Here is a 17,783-nt window from a genome sequence, read left to right as displayed (position 1 = left end):
TTTATGAAATTCGGCTCCGTATTCGTTCTCTTTAATCCAGATGAAGAAGTTATTGAAAAAATCAATAAATACTCTGAAGAATTCACTTCTATGAAAATAGTCGTTGTAGATAATAGTTACAATGACAATGAATATCCTTCAGTATTTAACGATACAGTATCATTTATTTCAAATAAGAACATTGGTGGTATTGCGGGGGCTTTGAATAAGGGAATTAATTACCTGATCTCTCAAAATGTTGATTTTGTGTTTACATTTGATCAGGATTCTCACATTCCTTCAGATTTTTTCGAAAAGATGCAATCCTTTATATATGATCATAAAGCCGATGCTGTCTGCCCTATTTTTTTCGACCGCAATTCAGAAACCTATTCTGTGTTCGTAACTTTTAATAAATGGAATTATGATATTGTTGAGTCGGGAGTTATAACATCTACAGCAATTACATCTGGTATGGGGATTTCTGCAAAAGTCTGGAACGAGATGGAAGGAATGCGAGAAGATTATATTATCGATCATGTCGATACCTATTATTGTCTTGAATTATGTAGGAAAGGCGTTGACATTTTTATAAATAGAGATATTTGTTTAAATCATGCGATTGGCGAGAGAACGAAACATAAATTATTAGGTGTGACGTTTAAGCCGAATCACCATTCAGCACTACGTAAATATTACATTATTCGAAATGGTCTACACTCATCTTTAGATTTTTTAAAAGATTATCCATCTTATTTTTACCTAAATTTTCTAAGGACTGTGCATGAGTTTGTTTGTGTTATTTTTTATGAAAAAGACAAACGTAAGAAATTAAAACTAATGTTATTAGGACTTTATCATGGTTTTGTTGGGAAATTAGGGCCATATCTTGGAAAATAATATTGAGGGATTAGTCGAAATGAAAAATTCATTTAAAATCTATGCTTTGATGACTGTTAAAAATGAAGCAGATATAGTTATTGAAGCATTAGAACATGCATCTTTATGGGCCGATAAGATCTTTGTTATAGACAATAATAGTTCGGATAGTACATTTTCCCTTATCAGAGAATATGCAAATGTCAATCCAAAGATTATTATTTGGGGGCAATATGGTGGTGCTTTTTATCTGGGCTTGCGTCAGGTTTTATTCAAAGATTATAGAGAAATCGCGAAAGAGGGGGATTGGTGGTGTCGTCTTGATGGGGATGAGTTTTATATTGATGATCCACGAGATTTTCTCTCCGCTATTCCAGGCAATTTTGATCATGTCTATAATGCTTCATTTCAATATTATTTCACCTACGATGATTATATAAATGAAAAAAATAGTTTATCATCGGAAATCAGTGTCTTAAAAAGGCTGGAATGGTATAAATGCAATCATTCTGAGATAAGGTTTGTTAAGCATACCAATCTCATTTGCTGGCCTCAATTACTTGAGTGGCCCTGTAATTTAAGATATCCATATTCAAAAAGAATACGTTTGAAACACTATCAATACAGAAGCATTAATCAAATTGATGCAAGACTTGCTTTGAGAAATGCCCCTGATTCAGGAACTTCTTTCACACATGAAAAGGTATCTGTTGAACAGTGGTACTCTAAAAGAAAATTTACTGCTCCTGATTCTGAAGAATTAAAGTTATATCGAGTAGTAAATAATGATGACTTAACAAATAGCAGTGATTTTAAATATAATGATGAAGAGCTTCCTCCTGTTAGGCCTTATAATTATAAGAAAAAAATACGAAATTTTATGATTAACTTTTATATGAGTTTTATGAATAAGTATTTCTTCAAAATTTAGGGATGAGATAGGATGGAACTACAAAGAAATTTTGCCTTTTTAGTAGTTATGTATGATAAAGATTTAAAAGATTCTAAAACGCTTAACTCCTTGATGCAACATAATATCAAGAGTTCTTCATTATTAATTGTAAATAACGGACCAACTGAAATTAAGGATTCCAGTTATTTATCTGCTTTATCCTTTGAAAATGTTTTCCTTGAAAATCATGTTGAAAACATTCCCCTTTCTATTCTTTATAATGACTTCTTTGAACGTTTTGAAGATACGGTTGAAGGATTTATTCTTCTTGATGATGATACTGAACTTACAGATGATTTCTTTGAGGCGTTAAGTAATTTAAATGAGGAAATACTATTACCAAAAATTAAATCATATAATGATGGGGTTGTATATTATCCGAGAGTGAACCGTATTACCGCTTTAGATAATTTCAAATTTCTTGTTAAGGATTTTGAAGTATACTCTATAGGCTCTGGCTTAACCATTCCTATATCAGTGTTAAAGCTATTCAACATTGAAAAGGTGACACCATTTGATACTTCATATGCTCTATATGGAGTCGATTCTAGTTTCTTCAAGCGGATTAAAGTACTGTCGCGAAAATACCCAGATCTAACTTTTTTATCCTCTTGTAAAATTAATCATGGTTTGTCAGGTAGTGAGAAGAAATTCAGTGATTTTAGATTTCAAGAAGTTTTGTGGGATAGGGCGATCACTTTAAGGAGATATCCTACTTTATTTGGGTTGTACTTGTATATAAAATGTTTTTATAAGTGCTTGAGATTATTCCGCTGGAAATATTTCCATATCCTTCTCAAGGGACTAATTACAGGGACTCATCCGAGAGTAAAAAAATTCTACCAGTGTAAAAATTAAATCCAAATATGAATCTATTAACCAACGCCAAATGGAATACCTTTTCGCAGGCTATAAAAATCTTAGCTCAGTTAATCAATATCTTTTATTTAGCAAAGCTAATACTACCAAGTGAGTATGGTGTGATGGCTATAGCCTTAGTTGTTGTTAACTTTGGTATGTTATTTAGAGATTTGGGCACTAATGTAAGTTTAATTCAACGTAAAGCCATCGACGATAGTATAATTCATACTGTCTTTAGTTTGAATATAATTCTTGGTTTAATTGTTTGTCTACTAATTGTTGTTGTCTCACCTTTAATGGCTAGTTATTTTGCATTGCCAAAATTATTTTCCGTGTTATTTTTGCTATCGTTGACATTCCCAATTTCTGCATTTTCTTCTACTCATATAGCTTTATTTTCCAGAGAATCGAAATTTGGTCTTATCGCTAAAATTGAAATTACTGCGGCATTGATTTCACTGGTAATTGCACTTGTGTTGGCTTATTTAGGATATGGTGTTTATAGTCTTGTTTCACAGGCTTTATCGTTGAGTTTAATTACTACTATTTTGTTTTGTTATTTTTCATCATGGAAACCTAAACGATTTTTTTCGATAGATGCTGCTGTTTTCAGAGAAATATTATCATTTAGTGGGAATTTATCATTATTTAACTTTGTTAATTACTTTTCAAGAAATGCTGATACCTTTCTAATTGGAAAATTTATGAATGCCACAACACTAGGTATTTATAATATGGCATATCGCATTATGCTATTTCCTCTTCAAAGTTTAACTTTTGTGGTCAATCGTTCACTTCTTCCTATCATTAGCAGGTATCAGGATGATGTCATTTTAATTAGAACTATCTATTTAAACTGTGTTTTTGTTATACTTTTGTTAGTTATGCCTTTGATGATTGGTCTTGCTTTATTAAGTGGGCCATTGATTTATTTTTGTCTAGGAACAAAATGGCTTATGGCTGCTGATTTATTAGTTTGGTTAGCACCTACAGCAATAATTCAGTCATTGTTAAGCAGCACAGGTACGATTTTCACCGCAATGGGTGACACAAAAATTTTATTTAGGCTTGGTATTCTAGGTGCTGCCCTTCAGGTAGGGGCATTTTTAATTGGTGTGAATTATGATATTGTAACTTTTGTTAAGCTATATTTTTACTCTAATGTACTCAATCTTTTCCCTGTGATGTTTTTTGTATTACGCATAATAGATTGTTCTTTTTGGTTTTTTTTAAAGAAAATCTATATTGTGGTTATATGTACGGCTATTATGTATTTGTCTATTGATTCTTTTAGGCTGTTTTATCATGGCTATAATGGTTCTAATAGTGATCTAATTAACTTTATCCTTCAAATATTAATCGGCATTGTTAGTTATGCTGCTTCAATCATATTGTTATCCTCAGATGTGCGAAGATTTGTTTATAAAATACTTCAAAGGTCTAGCTCTTAATGTTAATATAATCTCTATATTTAAGCTATTATTGTAATTTATTTTCTAGAGATTGTGTGTATGCTGAAATAAAACATTATTTTTAAGTGTGTTAAATGTTGATGATTCCAGTTTGAGGTAACTTGACTAAGAGTTGCTACTTTTTTATTCATTTGTGCCATTTTTTAATTTAGTTAAAAATGTTGTCATCATTTTAATTGAATCTTGATAATGGTAATAAAGAGTTATTCATATTGTGTTATTTATGAGCTGAAATATTTACAACTGGCTTTTTTTGGCTTAAGTTCACAATATAGCTATTTTAGACTGTGGATTTGCCACAGTGACCACACCTGACAGGAGTATGTAATGTCCAAGCAACAGATCGGGGTTGTCGGTATGGCAGTGATGGGGCGTAACCTTGCGCTCAACATCGAGAGCCGTGGTTATACCGTCTCCGTTTTCAACCGCTCCCGTGAAAAGACCGAAGAAGTTATTGCCGAGAATCCCGGCAAGAAGCTGGTCCCACATTATACAGTGCAAGAGTTTGTTGAATCACTCGAGACTCCGCGCCGTATCCTGTTAATGGTGAAGGCGGGTGCAGGCACTGACAGTGCCATCGACTCTCTGAAGCCTTACCTGGATAAGGGTGACATCATCATTGATGGTGGTAACACCTTCTTCCAGGATACTATTCGTCGTAATCGCGAACTTTCTGCACAAGGCTTTAACTTCATTGGTACCGGTGTGTCCGGCGGTGAAGAGGGCGCGCTTAAAGGTCCTTCTATCATGCCTGGTGGTCAGAAAGAAGCTTATGAACTGGTTGCGCCAATTCTTAAGCAGATTGCCGCTGTTGCAGAAGACGGTGAGCCTTGTGTAACCTATATCGGTGCGGATGGTGCTGGTCATTATGTCAAAATGGTTCACAACGGTATTGAATACGGCGATATGCAGCTGATCGCTGAGGCCTACGCTTTACTGAAAGGTGGCCTTGCGCTTTCTAATGAAGAGCTTGCGCAAACTTTCACTGAGTGGAATGAAAGTGAGCTGAGCAGCTATCTGATTGACATCACCAAAGACATCTTCACCAAAAAGGATGAAGAGGGTAAATACCTGGTTGACGTGATCCTTGATGAAGCAGCAAACAAAGGTACCGGTAAATGGACCAGCCAGAGTTCTCTGGATCTGGGCGAACCGCTATCGCTTATCACTGAGTCAGTCTTTGCTCGCTATATCTCCTCCCTGAAAGACCAGCGTGTTGCTGCTTCTAAGGTTCTTACCGGGCCGCAAGCGAAGACTGCTGGTGATAAAGCAGAGTTCATTGAGAAAGTTCGTCGCGCTCTCTATCTGGGCAAAATCGTCTCTTACGCTCAAGGTTTCTCCCAACTCCGTGCTGCGTCTGATGAATACCACTGGGATCTGAACTACGGCGAGATTGCAAAAATCTTCCGTGCAGGCTGCATCATCCGTGCTCAGTTCCTGCAAAAGATCACTAATGCCTATGAGCAGAATGCGGGTATTGCCAACCTGCTGTTGGCGCCTTACTTCAAGCAGATCGCCGATGATTATCAACAAGCGTTGCGCGATGTGGTTGCATATGCAGTGCAGAATGGTATTCCGGTTCCAACCTTCTCTGCGGCTATTGCCTACTACGATAGCTATCGTTCCGCTGTTCTGCCCGCTAACCTGATTCAGGCGCAGCGTGACTATTTCGGCGCGCACACATATAAGCGTACTGATAAAGAAGGTGTATTCCATACTGAATGGCTTGATTAATTTTTTTAGTAATACTAGCCCGGATTAATCATTCCGGGCATTTAAATATATAGAGTAGATATTATCCAAATTTTGAGTTTTTGCATCTGCTTTTATATTCATCGTAATATATAGACATTCAATCTAAGATACATATATGAAAGTATTTCTTAGAAAGGATGTTTATCATTCTTATCTGGTGTTGGTAATTAAAGGTAAATAAAATATGAAAATCCTTGTCACTGGTGGCGCAGGGTTTATTGGTTCTGCCGTTGTCCGTCATATTATTGAGAATACTTCCGACGAAGTTCGGGTAATTGATTGTCTTACATACGCTGGTAATCTTGAATCCTTGGCTCCGGTCTCTGGTAATGAGCGCTACTCGTTTTCCCAGACAGATATCACTGATGCTAAATCTGTCGCAGAGCAGTTCAGCGATTTCCGCCCGGATATTGTGATGCACCTGGCCGCAGAGAGCCATGTAGATCGTTCCATCGACGGACCTGCTGCCTTTATTCAGACCAACCTGATTGGGACCTTCACTTTGCTGGAGGCTGCCCGTCAGTACTGGTCAGCTCTGGACCCGGAACATAAGCAAGCTTTCCGCTTCCACCATATTTCTACTGATGAAGTCTATGGCGATCTGCATGGTACTGATGATCTCTTCACAGAAGAGACTCCGTATGCGCCGAGCAGTCCCTACTCGGCCTCCAAGGCTGGCAGCGACCACCTGGTTCGTGCCTGGAACCGCACCTACGGCTTGCCGGTGGTGGTGACCAACTGCTCCAACAACTATGGCCCGTACCACTTCCCGGAAAAACTCATTCCGTTGACAATACTCAATGCGTTAGCTGGTAAACCGCTTCCTGTCTATGGAAATGGCGAGCAAATCCGTGACTGGTTGTACGTTGAAGATCATGCTCGTGCGTTGTACAAAGTGGCGACTGAAGGCCACAGTGGCGAGACATATAACATCGGCGGACACAACGAGCGTAAAAACATTGATGTTGTTCGCACTATCTGCGCCATTCTCGATAAAGTCGTTGAACAGAAGCCAGGTAATATAAACCAGTTTGCTGATCTAATTACGTTTGTGAAAGACCGCCCGGGTCATGATCTCCGCTATGCCATCGATGCGGCGAAAATTCAGCGCGATCTCGGTTGGGTGCCGGAAGAGACATTCGAAAGTGGGATTGAGAAAACAGTCCATTGGTATCTGAATAACCAGACCTGGTGGCAACGTGTGCTCGATGGCTCCTATGCCGGTGAGCGTCTTGGCCTGAACAACTAACAAGGAAAAGAGAATGAAAGGAATTGTACTCGCCGGTGGTTCCGGCACACGCCTATATCCAATTACCCAAGGTGTTTCTAAGCAACTGCTGCCCATCTATGACAAACCGATGATTTATTATCCGGTTTCCGTTCTGATGCTGGCGGGAATTAGGGATATCCTGATTATCACCACGCCGGAGGATATGCCCGCATTCCAGCGTCTGCTGGGAGATGGTTCTCAATTTGGCGTGAATTTCTCATATGCAATTCAGCCTTCTCCAGATGGCTTGGCACAAGCCTTTATTATCGGTGAGAAGTTTATCGGTAATGATGCCTGTGCGTTAGTACTCGGCGATAACATTTACTTTGGCCAAAGCTTTGGCCGGAAACTGGATGCCGCCGCCAGCAAAACATCAGGTGCAACAGTCTTCGGCTACCAGGTTCTCGATCCGGAACGTTTTGGTGTGGTGGAGTTTGATGAGAACTTTAAAGCTCTATCGATTGAAGAGAAACCGTTGAAGCCAAAATCCGATTGGGCAGTAACCGGACTGTATTTTTACGACACCGATGTAGTGGCAATGGCGAAGGAAGTTAAGCCATCCGCGCGTGGGGAGCTTGAAATCACCACGCTGAACCAGATGTATCTTGATCGTGGTGATCTCCAGGTAGAACTACTTGGCCGTGGTTTCGCCTGGCTTGATACCGGTACACACGACAGCCTGATTGAAGCCTCGCAATTTATTCATACCATTGAAAAACGTCAGGGAATGAAAGTTGCTTGTCTGGAAGAAATTGCGTATCGCAAACAGTGGCTCAGCGCTGAAGGTGTGGCGGCTCAGGCCGAACGCCTGAAGAAAACAGAGTACGGTGCTTACCTGAAACGTCTGCTTAATGAGCATTAATGACTGCCGGTCATAATTAGGATACTGATGTATGAAGATTTTACTTATTGGTAAAAATGGTCAGGTAGGCTGGGAACTGCAGCGCGCGCTTTCAACATTGGGCGAAGTGGTTGCTGTAGACTTTTTTGATACAGATTTGTGCGGTGATCTGACTAATCTGGAAGGGATCGCTCAAACAGTCCGCTCGGTTAAACCTGATGTGGTAGTGAATGCGGCAGCGCATACGGCAGTGGATAAGGCAGAAAGCGAGCGCGAACTGTCTGACTTGCTGAATGAACGAGGCGTAGCTGTCCTTGCTACTGAGTCAGCAAAGCTCGGCGCTCTCATGGTTCACTATTCAACGGATTATGTATTTGATGGTCAGGGGGTTCATTATCGTTCTGAGGATGAGGCTACTGGACCGCTAAATGTATATGGTGAAACTAAGCGGGCCGGCGAAATAGCGTTGGAGCAAGCGAATCCACGACATCTTATCTTCCGTACCAGCTGGGTATATGCCACTCGTGGAGCGAACTTCGCTAAAACGATGCTGCGTCTGGCTGGCGAGAAAGAGACATTGTCGATAATTAATGATCAGCATGGAGCGCCAACTGGCGCAGAGATGCTGGCTGACTGTACGGCAATCGCTATACGTGAAGAGCAGCGTAACCGTTCGGTAGCTGGAACATATCATCTGGTAGCCAGCGGTGAAACAAGCTGGTATGACTACGCTAAGTATGTCTTTGAAGTGGCTCGTGCACAGGGAGTTGAGTTGGCTGTTAAAGAGGTGAACGGTATTCCGACCTCTGCCTATCCAACGCCTGCGAAACGTCCGCTGAATTCGCGCCTGTCAAACGAGAAATTCCAACGCGTATTTAGTGTGACGTTACCGGACTGGCGCCAGGGTGTCGCACGAGTGGTAACTGAAGTTCTGGGTAAGTAAACAGGCAGATAATTATGAATATTATTAAGACAGATATCCCTGAAGTTCTAATTTTCGAGCCACGCGTCTTCGGCGATTCGCGCGGTTTTTTCTTTGAAAGCTTCAGCAGTAAATTCTTTGATGAAGTTGTTGGACGGAAAGTCGAGTTTGTCCAGGATAACCATTCTCAGTCGCAGAAGGGCGTCCTGCGCGGTCTACATTACCAGCTTGACCCGCATGCTCAAGGTAAACTGGTTCGCTGTATTGAAGGAGAGGTTTTTGACGTGGCGGTTGATATCCGTCGCTCTTCCCCAACTTTTGGTAAATGGGTAGGGGCGGTACTGAGCGCGGATAATAAGCGTCAACTGTGGATCCCAGAAGGATTTGCCCATGGCTTCATGGCGTTGAGCGAAACGGTGCAGTTTGTATATAAAGCAACTAATTACTACGCACCTCAATCTGAGCGCAGTATTATATGGAATGATCCTCAGATTAACATCGAATGGCCTGACCTTGCTGACTGCTCACTCTCTTTGTCTGATAAAGATTTGCAGGCTCATACCTTAGCGACTGCAGAAGTATATAAATAATCATTAAATATTTCTTCAAAACTGGATAGGCCTTTATAAGGGCCTATCCATAATTTCAGAAAATATTTAATGACAGCTATTCATTTTCATGTATTACTTGACTTACATTCTTTCTAAGAGTAGAAACATCAACAGTTTTGATTAATTAGCGGCTACTCGCCGCCGTCCAGTTAACTGATTAAAGTGTGATCGAATGAAAATTACTATTTCCGGTACCGGTTATGTCGGTTTATCGAATGGCATCCTGATTGCGCAAAACCACGAAGTGGTGGCGCTGGATATCATTCAATCTAAAGTTGATATGATTAACCAAAAGATTTCTCCGATTGTCGATAAGGAGATCCAGGAATACCTGGCGGAAAAACCGTTGAATTTTCGCGCAACAACTGACAAGCATGATGCTTATCGCAATGCAGATTATGTCATTATCGCCACGCCGACTGACTACGATCCGAAAACAAACTACTTCAATACGTCGACCGTTGAAGCCGTTATTCGCGATGTTACCGAGATTAACCCTGATGCGGTCATGATCATTAAATCAACCATCCCCGTTGGTTTTACTCGTGATATTAAAGAGCGCCTGGGCATTGATAATGTTATTTTCTCTCCAGAGTTCCTCCGTGAAGGCCGCGCGCTCTATGACAACCTGCACCCGTCGCGTATCGTTATTGGCGAGCGTTCAGAACGCGCGGAACGTTTTGCTAATCTCCTGAAAGAAGGGGCGATCAAGCAGGATATCCCGACGCTGTTTACTGATTCTACCGAAGCTGAAGCAATCAAGTTATTTGCCAATACCTATCTGGCGCTGCGCGTGGCTTACTTCAATGAACTGGATAGCTACGCTGAGAGCCAGGACCTGAACAGTAAGCAGATTATCGAAGGCGTGTGCCTCGACCCGCGTATTGGTAACCACTATAACAACCCGTCCTTTGGCTACGGTGGTTACTGCCTGCCGAAAGATACCAAGCAGCTGCTTGCGAACTACGAATCTGTACCGAATAACATTATTGGCGCCATCGTTGATGCTAACCGCACGCGTAAAGATTTCGTTGCTGACTCTATCCTGGCGCGTAAGCCTAAGGTCGTTGGGATCTATCGCCTGATCATGAAGAGTGGTTCTGATAACTTCCGCGCTTCCTCAATTCAGGGCATCATGAAGCGTATTAAGGCTAAAGGTATTCCGGTTATTATCTATGAACCGGTTATGCAGGAAGATGAATTCTTCAATTCCCGCGTTGTTCGCGATTTTGAAGCGTTCAAACAAGAAGCTGATGTGATTGTCTCTAACCGTATGGCTGAAGAGCTGTCGGATGTTGCAGATAAGGTATATACCCGCGATTTATTTGGCAGTGACTAATCTGTCTTCTGGCCGGGAGCAGCAGCTGCCGGCCACCGCTTTCCTCCCCCTCTAAATGATTACGCATTTTTTCTGCCAGTCTCACCGTTCCTTCACCTAAACCATATCCCCTTAAAAAACGTGACCCCGCTTAAATTCTTCAATTGTTCATCTTGTCGCAATCATTGAGGTCGGATATGTTAAATTCACCTTGTGAAGAGCTACCGTCACTGAGATGTAGACGCTGGAGATAAGCGCCGGAAGGTAAAACAGAGCCTGCTTGCAGGCTTTTGTTGTTTATCAGTTCCTGCCGGTGTACAGCATCCTGCCCTGGAATGCGATGAGATTCAGATTCCAGTTTAAACCGACGCTTCGGGATCGTTCAGGGGGGAGGTATAGTATACATGAGTTAGCCGTGGGCATAAAAAATCATCCTGATGTCTGGGATGTTGTTTCCGATTCTAATAACTTTTATAAAATAGCTTCCAGCGCCAGCTGTAAAGACGGAACGTATCTCCACTGCTGGCAGTATTTTATATTATTATTTCCTATGCCAGTATTATAATTATATTAAGTTTTCTTTTCACCACTTTCGCTTGTTAAAAGTCAGCTTGGTTTTTTTCTGGTCCTTAATATAAGAAATCAGAAAATAAACGGAAACAATCAACAGGATGGCAGCAACTGCTAAGAAAATTATGTTTGCCATAATTCGTACCAGAATGAAAGGAATGTGATAAATCCGTTTGCTTGCGAACTAATACTTCTGACAAAGTCCGCCCTGACATGCTTAACATATCCTGGAATTAAGAAAATTCCTATATGGAGGTTGTGGCTTTTTACAGGAAAGTGAATAAATCTTTTTTATGGCTTCTGCTATGAATAAACGATCTGTAACAGACTCAAATGCCAGCCAGACCCTCTGGGGATGATAATCTGTCTAAGCTAATGCTCTTCAGATAGCGTAAGGGAAGGGCTGTATTCGGCTTCTGGTGATATTTTGTTTTTACCAGATTCAGGTTTCGTTAATGTACGGTATGGGCTGTTCCGCGCCACTTTACCCAGCCTGCTCTGTTACCGACAGAATCGTAAGATTGCTCAACATGGCCTACCAAACAGAAAAGCCGCAGCGGGGTGCCGCTGCGGCTTAATAGCATGCGCATTGCCCGGGGGCATTACACCTTAAAATATGCCTTATACCAGTCAACGAAGTTCTTCACCCCCTGACTGACCGTTGTTTGCGGTCTGAATCCCACCATATCATACAGCGGCTTTGTATCCGCGCTGGTCTCAAGCACATCGCCTGGCTGAATAGGCATCATATTCTTTTCCGCGACCATACCCAGCGCTTCTTCCAGCGCAGTGATGTAATCCATCAGCTCAACCGGTGAGCTGTTCCCGATGTTATACACACGATAGGGCGCAGAGCTGTCAGCCGGAGAACCTGTCTCAACGGTCCATTCAGGATTGGGCTGCGGGATAATGTCCTGCATCCGTACAATCGCCTCGACGATATCATCGATGTAGGTGAAGTCGCGCTTCATCTTGCCGTAGTTGTAGACATCAATACTCTTTCCTTCCAGCATGGCTTTTGTGAACTTGAACAGCGCCATGTCCGGACGGCCCCACGGGCCATAGACCGTAAAGAATCGCAATCCGGTGGTCGGAATACCATAAAGGTGAGAGTAGGTGTGCGCCATCAGCTCATTTGCTTTCTTCGTAGCGGCATACAGAGAAACCGGATGGTCAACCGAATCGTCGGTTGAGAATGGCATCTTGCGGTTTAAACCATAAACCGAGCTCGATGAAGCATACAGCAAATGCTCAACGTGATTATGTCGGCAGCCTTCAAGAATGTTCAGATAACCAATCAGATTGGAATCAGCATAAGCGAACGGATTTTCCAGTGAGTAGCGAACGCCAGCCTGGGCAGCAAGGTGGATCACCCGGTTAAATTTCTCATGAGCAAAAAGTTGGGCAATACCTTCACGATCCGCCAGATCGATTTTATGGAAACTGAACAGGGGGGATTGCAGCAAATCCAGCCGGGCCTGCTTCAGATTGACATCATAGTAATCGTTCATGTTGTCGAGTCCGACAACCTCATGACCCGCCTGCAGAAGGCGTTTGCACGCATGAAAACCGATGAATCCTGCGGCTCCAGTCACTAAAAACTTCATATTTATCCTCCGGGTTCACTTTGCCCCGCTATATATAATTGCCGATTTTACACTGGCTTGCTGTAGGGATCACCTGCTTTACCGTTAGCGGTTAAGTTGTCGCCAGCAAAAGCTTGAGAGAAGCATTTCATAAGAGCCTTCCCCGCCAGAGAATGTCGTAAATAATAATGATTATCATGTATTTAGCTTAGCTGGCAAATAATAACTCTGTGGTCTTTATGGCTGGTAATGATTTCTCTGTTCACAATATGATCTTTTTTTCGAGATGAAATAAGTTGAATTCATATTGTCGTGATTTATGAATTTGCTTACGTTTCATGCATGATCATTCGGAAAAACCAAGCTAAAATCCGAGCTTGTTTTTAAGTTGTTGATTTTATTTTTATTTCTTAAGCATCTGAGTGAGGGTGGAAAAAAGCCAGGCCTGAAGTTCATCTGTTGAATTTATTTTTCATTGAGCTTTTTCATTTTTATTCTTTTAGGCCAACGCGTATACTTCGCAGATAATTCGTTTGTATGGTGTATGTGTTGTCGAGATATGAACCACCCATCCCATCTTCTGGAACATATCGTGAGCGTAATGCTAAAAAAGAGAGTCAATCCGTTCTGCTCAGCCTCCACTGGTATCCAGAGTGTTCTGGCATTCTCCCGCAGCGCTGCCGTTAACATCGCCATTCAGCGTATTTCTCTCGCTTCTCTCTACGCCTGCAAAGCATCTCTTTCCGCCAATGCGTCTGCCGACAGCGGCAGTGTTCTATCCTTACTAAATGAGAAAGTCCTGATGGATAGCCCTTACGGAAACGGCGAAAGTACTCTGCGTTTTTTGCGCGTGTGATGGTGCGATTACGGATGAAAACAGAGATATGTTCGCCAACATATCTCTGTTTTTAGAATGATTAAGCTCTCAGGCAGATCGTTTAGCGCCGAAGTGCTTAGCCGGTCTGGGGAACGACTCACCTGGCGCTAACGCAGCGACTGCATTAACGCCGTAAGAGAGTGGGTACAACAATAAGGCCCGACGCAATTTGGTAGCGAAAGCCAAGGGCGGTAGCGTGCGCAAAATCCAGCCTGAAGCCAAACGTGTGCCGTTGATTGATAGTAAACAAAATGATTATTTATTTAAGGATTTTATCATGTTACTTCCTGTGATTATGGCGGGTGGCACCGGTAGCCGCCTGTGGCCGATGTCCCGTGAACTCTATCCAAAACAGTTTCTCCGACTGTACGGGCAGAACTCCATGTTGCAGGAAACCATCTCGCGTCTCTCCGGTCTGGATACCCATGAGCCTATGGTTATCTGCAATGAAGAGCACCGCTTCCTGGTGGCTGAACAGCTGAGACAGCTCGGTAAACTGTCGAAAAATATCATCCTCGAGCCGGTGGGCCGCAACACGGCACCGGCCATCGCCCTCGCGGCGCTGCAGGCCACGCAGAATGGCGATGACCCGCTGATGCTTGTCCTGGCAGCGGACCATATCATCAATAATCAGCAGGTCTTCCACGACGCCATTCGCGTCGCGGAGCAGTATGCGCAGGCTGACCATCTGGTCACCTTCGGTATCGTTCCGAACACCCCCGAAACCGGCTACGGCTATATCCAGCGCGGCAATGCGCTGGGGGAAGGAGAGCACACGCCTTATCAGGTCGCCCGCTTTGTCGAGAAGCCGGACCTGGAGCGTGCGCAGGCCTATCTGGCCTCCGGAGAATATTACTGGAACAGCGGCATGTTCATGTTCCGGGCGAAAAAGTATCTCTCCGAACTGGCCAAATTCCGCCCGGATATTCTCGAAGTCTGCACGGCTGCGGTCCGCGCCGCCGACAGCGGCAGCGACTTTATCAGCATCCCGTATGAGGTGTTCAGCACCTGTCCCGACGAATCCGTTGACTATGCGGTGATGGAAAAGACCGCCGATGCGGTGGTGGTGGGGCTGGACGCAGACTGGAGCGACGTCGGCTCATGGTCAGCCCTGTGGGACGTCAGCCCGAAAGATGAGCTGGGCAACGTGCTGACCGGCGATGCCTGGGTGCACAACAGCCAGAACTGCTACATCAACAGCGACGAAAAGCTGGTGGCGGCTATCGGCGTTGAGGACCTGGTGATCGTCAGCACCAAGGATGCGGTGCTGGTGATGAATAAAAACCGCGCCCAGGACGTGAAAAAGGTCGTGGAGTACCTGAAGGCCAACCAGCGCAGCGAATACAAACGACACCGCGAAATCTACCGTCCGTGGGGCCGCTGTGACGTGGTGGTCCAGACGCCGCGCTTCAACGTTAACCGTATCACCGTCAAGCCGGGCGGGGCGTTCTCCATGCAGATGCACCACCACCGCGCCGAGCACTGGGTGATCCTCGCCGGGACGGGGCAGATAACGGTCAACGGCAAACAGTTCCTGCTGACTGAAAATCAGTCGACCTTTATTCCCATTGGTGCCGAGCACTGCCTCGAGAACCCGGGACGTATCCCGCTGGAAGTGCTGGAGATCCAGTCCGGCTCCTATCTGGGCGAAGACGACATTATCCGTATTAAAGACCAGTATGGTCGTTGCTAACTTTTGCAGGACATTGATTCCGAATGACACAGCTAACTTGTTTTAAAGCCTACGATATCCGCGGTGAACTGGGCGAAGAATTAAACGAAGATATCGCCTACCGTATCGGACGCGCCTACGGTGAATTTCTGAAGCCGAAAACGATCGTGGTGGGTGGCGATGTGCGTCTGACCAGCGAGTCGCTGAAGCTGGCGCTGGCCAGAGGCCTGATGGATGCGGGAACGGACGTGCTGGATATTGGTCTGAGCGGGACCGAAGAGATTTACTTCGCCACCTTCCACCTGGGCGTGGACGGCGGGATAGAGGTGACGGCCAGCCATAACCCGATGAACTACAACGGCATGAAGCTGGTGCGTGAAAACGCGAAGCCCATCAGCGGCGACACCGGGCTGCGCGATATCCAGCGCCTGGCGGAAGAGAACCAGTTTGCGCCGGTGGACGCGTCCCGTCGCGGCACCCTGCGTCATATATCGGTGCTGCAGGAGTACGTGGACCACCTGATGGGCTACGTGAACCTGGCCAGCTTCACCCGTCCGCTGAAGCTGGTGGTGAACTCCGGCAACGGCGCAGCCGGTCACGTGATTGATGAAGTGGAGAAACGTTTTGTGGCGGCAGGCGTGCCGGTGACCTTTATCAAGGTGCATCACCAGCCGGACGGCCACTTCCCGAACGGTATCCCGAACCCGCTGCTGCCGGAGTGCCGGCAGGACACCGCGGATGCGGTGCGCGAGCACGGCGCGGACATGGGTATCGCCTTTGACGGTGACTTCGACCGCTGCTTTATGTTTGATAACGATGCAGAATTTATCGAAGGCTATTATATTGTTGGCCTGCTGGCGGAAGCGTTCCTGCAGAAGCAGCCGGGCGCCCGGATTATTCATGACCCGCGTCTGACGTGGAATACGGTGGATATGGTGACCCGCAGCGGCGGGACGCCGGTGATGTCGAAGACCGGGCACGCGTTCATTAAAGAGCGGATGCGTCAGGAAGATGCGATTTACGGCGGGGAGATGAGCGCACACCACTATTTCCGCGATTTCGCCTACTGCGACAGCGGGATGATCCCGTGGCTGCTGGTGGCGGAGCTGCTGTGCCTGAAGAACAGCCCGCTGAAGGCGCTGGTGGCGGACCGGCAGGCGGCGTTCCCGGCGTCGGGGGAAATAAACCGCAAGCTGGAGAATGCGGCGGCGGCAATAGCGCGCATCCGTGAACGCTATGAACCGGATGCCGTCAACGTGGACACCACAGACGGCATCAGTATTGAATATCCGGAGTGGCGTTTTAACCTGCGCAGCTCGAACACCGAGCCGGTAGTGCGTCTCAACGTGGAGTCAAAAGCTGATACCGCGTTGATGAAGGAGAAGACTGCCGAGTTGCTCAATATGTTAAAAGAGGAATCGCTTTGAGTCCGATGTTTTCAGCGATCTATCGCTATCGTGGTTTTATCATTGACAGCGTTAAACGAGACTTCCAGTCTCGTTATCAAACGAGTTTTTTGGGGGCCGCATGGCTGATTTTACAGCCTGTTGCCATGATTTCCGTCTATACGCTGATCTTTTCGGAGCTGATGAGGGCACGTTTGGCCGGTATGGATGGCCCCTTTGCTTACAGCATCTATCTCTGTTCGGGAGTATTGACGTGGGGATTGTTTACCGAAACGCTTAACAATCTCGTCAACGTTTTTTTGTCGAATGCCAATATTCTCAAAAAACTCAGCTTTCCGCGCATCTGTTTGCCAATTATTATCACTGCTTCTGCATTTATTAACTTTTTGATCATATTTGGCCTGTTTGTGCTGTTTCTGCTTATTACCGGTAATTTCCCGGGCTGGATCTTTTTCGAAATTATTCCGGTGTTGATGATACAGATGCTGTTTACTTTGGGCCTGGGCATTATCCTCGGGGTATTGAATGTTTTTGTCCGTGACGTTGGGCAATTTGTTAACATTCTGCTCCAGTTTTGGTTCTGGTTCACTCCCATTGTTTATGTTTCTAAAACTTTACCAGAGTGGGTTTCGGGACTGCTGGCGTATAACCCAATGGCAACAATTATAACGTCTTACCAGAATGTGATGTTGTACCATCAAAGCCCTAACTGGATGGCTTTGCTACCGGTAACCATACTATCCCTTATTCTGTTCTTATTTGCCTGGCGCCTGTTTAAGAAACACTCAGCTGATATTGTGGACGAGATTTGA

General features: G+C 44.6%; 16 protein-coding genes. 14 read left to right on the top strand and 2 right to left on the bottom strand.

What is annotated here, in order from left to right; all coding sequences use genetic code 11:
- Positions 1-3 precede the first annotated feature (3 nt).
- The 10 genes from ACSIPU_RS05810 to ugd all read left to right on the top strand — a co-directional run bounded on the left by ACSIPU_RS05810 (position 4) and on the right by ugd (position 10,881).
- Positions 4-879 carry a glycosyltransferase gene (locus ACSIPU_RS05810; RefSeq protein ID WP_082236978.1) on the top strand — a complete coding sequence of 292 codons (876 nt, stop codon included), beginning with the start codon at positions 4-6 and terminating at the stop codon, positions 877-879.
- Positions 880-898: 19 nt separating this feature from the next.
- A complete protein-coding gene (locus tag ACSIPU_RS05805; protein WP_102100383.1) occupies positions 899-1,789 on the top strand; it encodes a glycosyltransferase family 2 protein in 891 nt (296 codons plus the stop codon).
- Positions 1,790-1,801: 12 nt separating this feature from the next.
- Positions 1,802-2,668: a glycosyl transferase gene (locus ACSIPU_RS05800; protein ID WP_196557460.1), complete on the top strand. Its 867-nt coding sequence runs from the start codon at positions 1,802-1,804 to the stop codon at positions 2,666-2,668.
- 8 nt (positions 2,669-2,676) lie between these two features.
- Entirely contained in the window at positions 2,677-4,122 is a 1,446-nt protein-coding gene (locus tag ACSIPU_RS05795; protein ID WP_196557461.1) for a lipopolysaccharide biosynthesis protein, read from the top strand.
- A 348-nt stretch (positions 4,123-4,470) separates the two neighbouring features.
- On the top strand, positions 4,471-5,877 hold the full coding sequence (gndA, locus tag ACSIPU_RS05790; protein ID WP_196557462.1) for an NADP-dependent phosphogluconate dehydrogenase: 1,407 nt from the start codon (positions 4,471-4,473) through the stop codon (positions 5,875-5,877).
- Between the two features lie 205 nt (positions 5,878-6,082).
- Positions 6,083-7,147, top strand: a complete 1,065-nt coding sequence (gene rfbB / locus ACSIPU_RS05785; protein ID WP_135800835.1) for a dTDP-glucose 4,6-dehydratase — start codon at positions 6,083-6,085, stop codon at positions 7,145-7,147.
- A 13-nt stretch (positions 7,148-7,160) separates the two neighbouring features.
- Positions 7,161-8,030, top strand: coding sequence for a glucose-1-phosphate thymidylyltransferase RfbA (gene rfbA, locus ACSIPU_RS05780; RefSeq protein ID WP_004113948.1), 870 nt, complete (start codon positions 7,161-7,163; stop codon positions 8,028-8,030).
- Between the two features lie 31 nt (positions 8,031-8,061).
- Complete coding sequence (rfbD, locus tag ACSIPU_RS05775; protein ID WP_087805403.1) at positions 8,062-8,952, top strand: dTDP-4-dehydrorhamnose reductase; 891 nt, start codon at positions 8,062-8,064, stop codon at positions 8,950-8,952.
- A 14-nt stretch (positions 8,953-8,966) separates the two neighbouring features.
- The gene (gene rfbC, locus ACSIPU_RS05770) at positions 8,967-9,521 is read left to right on the top strand and encodes a dTDP-4-dehydrorhamnose 3,5-epimerase (protein ID WP_102100373.1); all 555 of its coding nucleotides are present in this window, start codon (positions 8,967-8,969) and stop codon (positions 9,519-9,521) included.
- A 193-nt stretch (positions 9,522-9,714) separates the two neighbouring features.
- On the top strand, positions 9,715-10,881 hold the full coding sequence (ugd, locus tag ACSIPU_RS05765; RefSeq protein ID WP_064372561.1) for a UDP-glucose 6-dehydrogenase: 1,167 nt from the start codon (positions 9,715-9,717) through the stop codon (positions 10,879-10,881).
- A 562-nt stretch (positions 10,882-11,443) separates the two neighbouring features.
- Here ugd and ACSIPU_RS05760 read toward each other — a convergent pair.
- Both ACSIPU_RS05760 and ACSIPU_RS05755 read right to left on the bottom strand, forming a co-directional pair.
- On the bottom strand, positions 11,444-11,566 hold the full coding sequence (locus ACSIPU_RS05760; RefSeq protein WP_004138729.1) for a small membrane protein: 123 nt from the start codon (positions 11,564-11,566) through the stop codon (positions 11,444-11,446).
- Positions 11,567-12,032: 466 nt separating this feature from the next.
- Positions 12,033-13,037: an NAD-dependent epimerase gene (locus ACSIPU_RS05755; protein ID WP_196557463.1), complete on the bottom strand. Its 1,005-nt coding sequence runs from the start codon at positions 13,035-13,037 to the stop codon at positions 12,033-12,035.
- Between the two features lie 571 nt (positions 13,038-13,608).
- Between ACSIPU_RS05755 and ACSIPU_RS05750 the strand changes: the two genes are divergently transcribed.
- The 4 genes from ACSIPU_RS05750 to wzm all read left to right on the top strand — a co-directional run bounded on the left by ACSIPU_RS05750 (position 13,609) and on the right by wzm (position 17,783).
- Positions 13,609-13,872: a hypothetical protein gene (locus ACSIPU_RS05750; RefSeq protein WP_156529680.1), complete on the top strand. Its 264-nt coding sequence runs from the start codon at positions 13,609-13,611 to the stop codon at positions 13,870-13,872.
- 298 nt (positions 13,873-14,170) lie between these two features.
- Positions 14,171-15,586: a mannose-1-phosphate guanylyltransferase/mannose-6-phosphate isomerase gene (locus ACSIPU_RS05745; protein ID WP_196557464.1), complete on the top strand. Its 1,416-nt coding sequence runs from the start codon at positions 14,171-14,173 to the stop codon at positions 15,584-15,586.
- Positions 15,587-15,609: 23 nt separating this feature from the next.
- Complete coding sequence (rfbK, locus tag ACSIPU_RS05740) at positions 15,610-16,992, top strand: O9 family phosphomannomutase RfbK (RefSeq protein ID WP_123829774.1); 1,383 nt, start codon at positions 15,610-15,612, stop codon at positions 16,990-16,992.
- Positions 16,993-16,997: 5 nt separating this feature from the next.
- Positions 16,998-17,783, top strand: coding sequence for an O9 family O-antigen export ABC transporter permease subunit (gene wzm / locus ACSIPU_RS05735; RefSeq protein ID WP_023321275.1), 786 nt, complete (start codon positions 16,998-17,000; stop codon positions 17,781-17,783).

This window comes from Klebsiella sp. HN106 (assembly GCF_051209435.1).
In the GTDB taxonomy this organism is placed as follows: domain Bacteria; phylum Pseudomonadota; class Gammaproteobacteria; order Enterobacterales; family Enterobacteriaceae; genus Klebsiella; species Klebsiella oxytoca.
Note: the sequence above shows the minus strand (reverse complement) of the source record. Positions and strands in the feature narration are given on the sequence as shown.

Excerpts from the sequence above, each read along its gene's own strand:
- ACSIPU_RS05810 (WP_082236978.1), top strand. The coding sequence starts at position 4 with ATGAAATTCGGCTCCGTATTCGTTCTCTTTAATCCAGATGAAGAAGTT.
- ACSIPU_RS05805 (WP_102100383.1), top strand. The coding sequence starts at position 899 with ATGAAAAATTCATTTAAAATCTATGCTTTGATGACTGTTAAAAATGAA.
- ACSIPU_RS05800 (WP_196557460.1), top strand. The coding sequence starts at position 1,802 with ATGGAACTACAAAGAAATTTTGCCTTTTTAGTAGTTATGTATGATAAA.
- ACSIPU_RS05795 (WP_196557461.1), top strand. The coding sequence starts at position 2,677 with ATGAATCTATTAACCAACGCCAAATGGAATACCTTTTCGCAGGCTATA.
- gndA (WP_196557462.1), top strand. The coding sequence starts at position 4,471 with ATGTCCAAGCAACAGATCGGGGTTGTCGGTATGGCAGTGATGGGGCGT.
- rfbB (WP_135800835.1), top strand. The coding sequence starts at position 6,083 with ATGAAAATCCTTGTCACTGGTGGCGCAGGGTTTATTGGTTCTGCCGTT.
- rfbA (WP_004113948.1), top strand. The coding sequence starts at position 7,161 with ATGAAAGGAATTGTACTCGCCGGTGGTTCCGGCACACGCCTATATCCA.
- rfbD (WP_087805403.1), top strand. The coding sequence starts at position 8,062 with ATGAAGATTTTACTTATTGGTAAAAATGGTCAGGTAGGCTGGGAACTG.
- rfbC (WP_102100373.1), top strand. The coding sequence starts at position 8,967 with ATGAATATTATTAAGACAGATATCCCTGAAGTTCTAATTTTCGAGCCA.
- ugd (WP_064372561.1), top strand. The coding sequence starts at position 9,715 with ATGAAAATTACTATTTCCGGTACCGGTTATGTCGGTTTATCGAATGGC.
- ACSIPU_RS05760 (WP_004138729.1), bottom strand. The coding sequence starts at position 11,566 with ATGGCAAACATAATTTTCTTAGCAGTTGCTGCCATCCTGTTGATTGTT.
- ACSIPU_RS05755 (WP_196557463.1), bottom strand. The coding sequence starts at position 13,037 with ATGAAGTTTTTAGTGACTGGAGCCGCAGGATTCATCGGTTTTCATGCG.
- ACSIPU_RS05745 (WP_196557464.1), top strand. The coding sequence starts at position 14,171 with ATGTTACTTCCTGTGATTATGGCGGGTGGCACCGGTAGCCGCCTGTGG.
- rfbK (WP_123829774.1), top strand. The coding sequence starts at position 15,610 with ATGACACAGCTAACTTGTTTTAAAGCCTACGATATCCGCGGTGAACTG.
- wzm (WP_023321275.1), top strand. The coding sequence starts at position 16,998 with ATGTTTTCAGCGATCTATCGCTATCGTGGTTTTATCATTGACAGCGTT.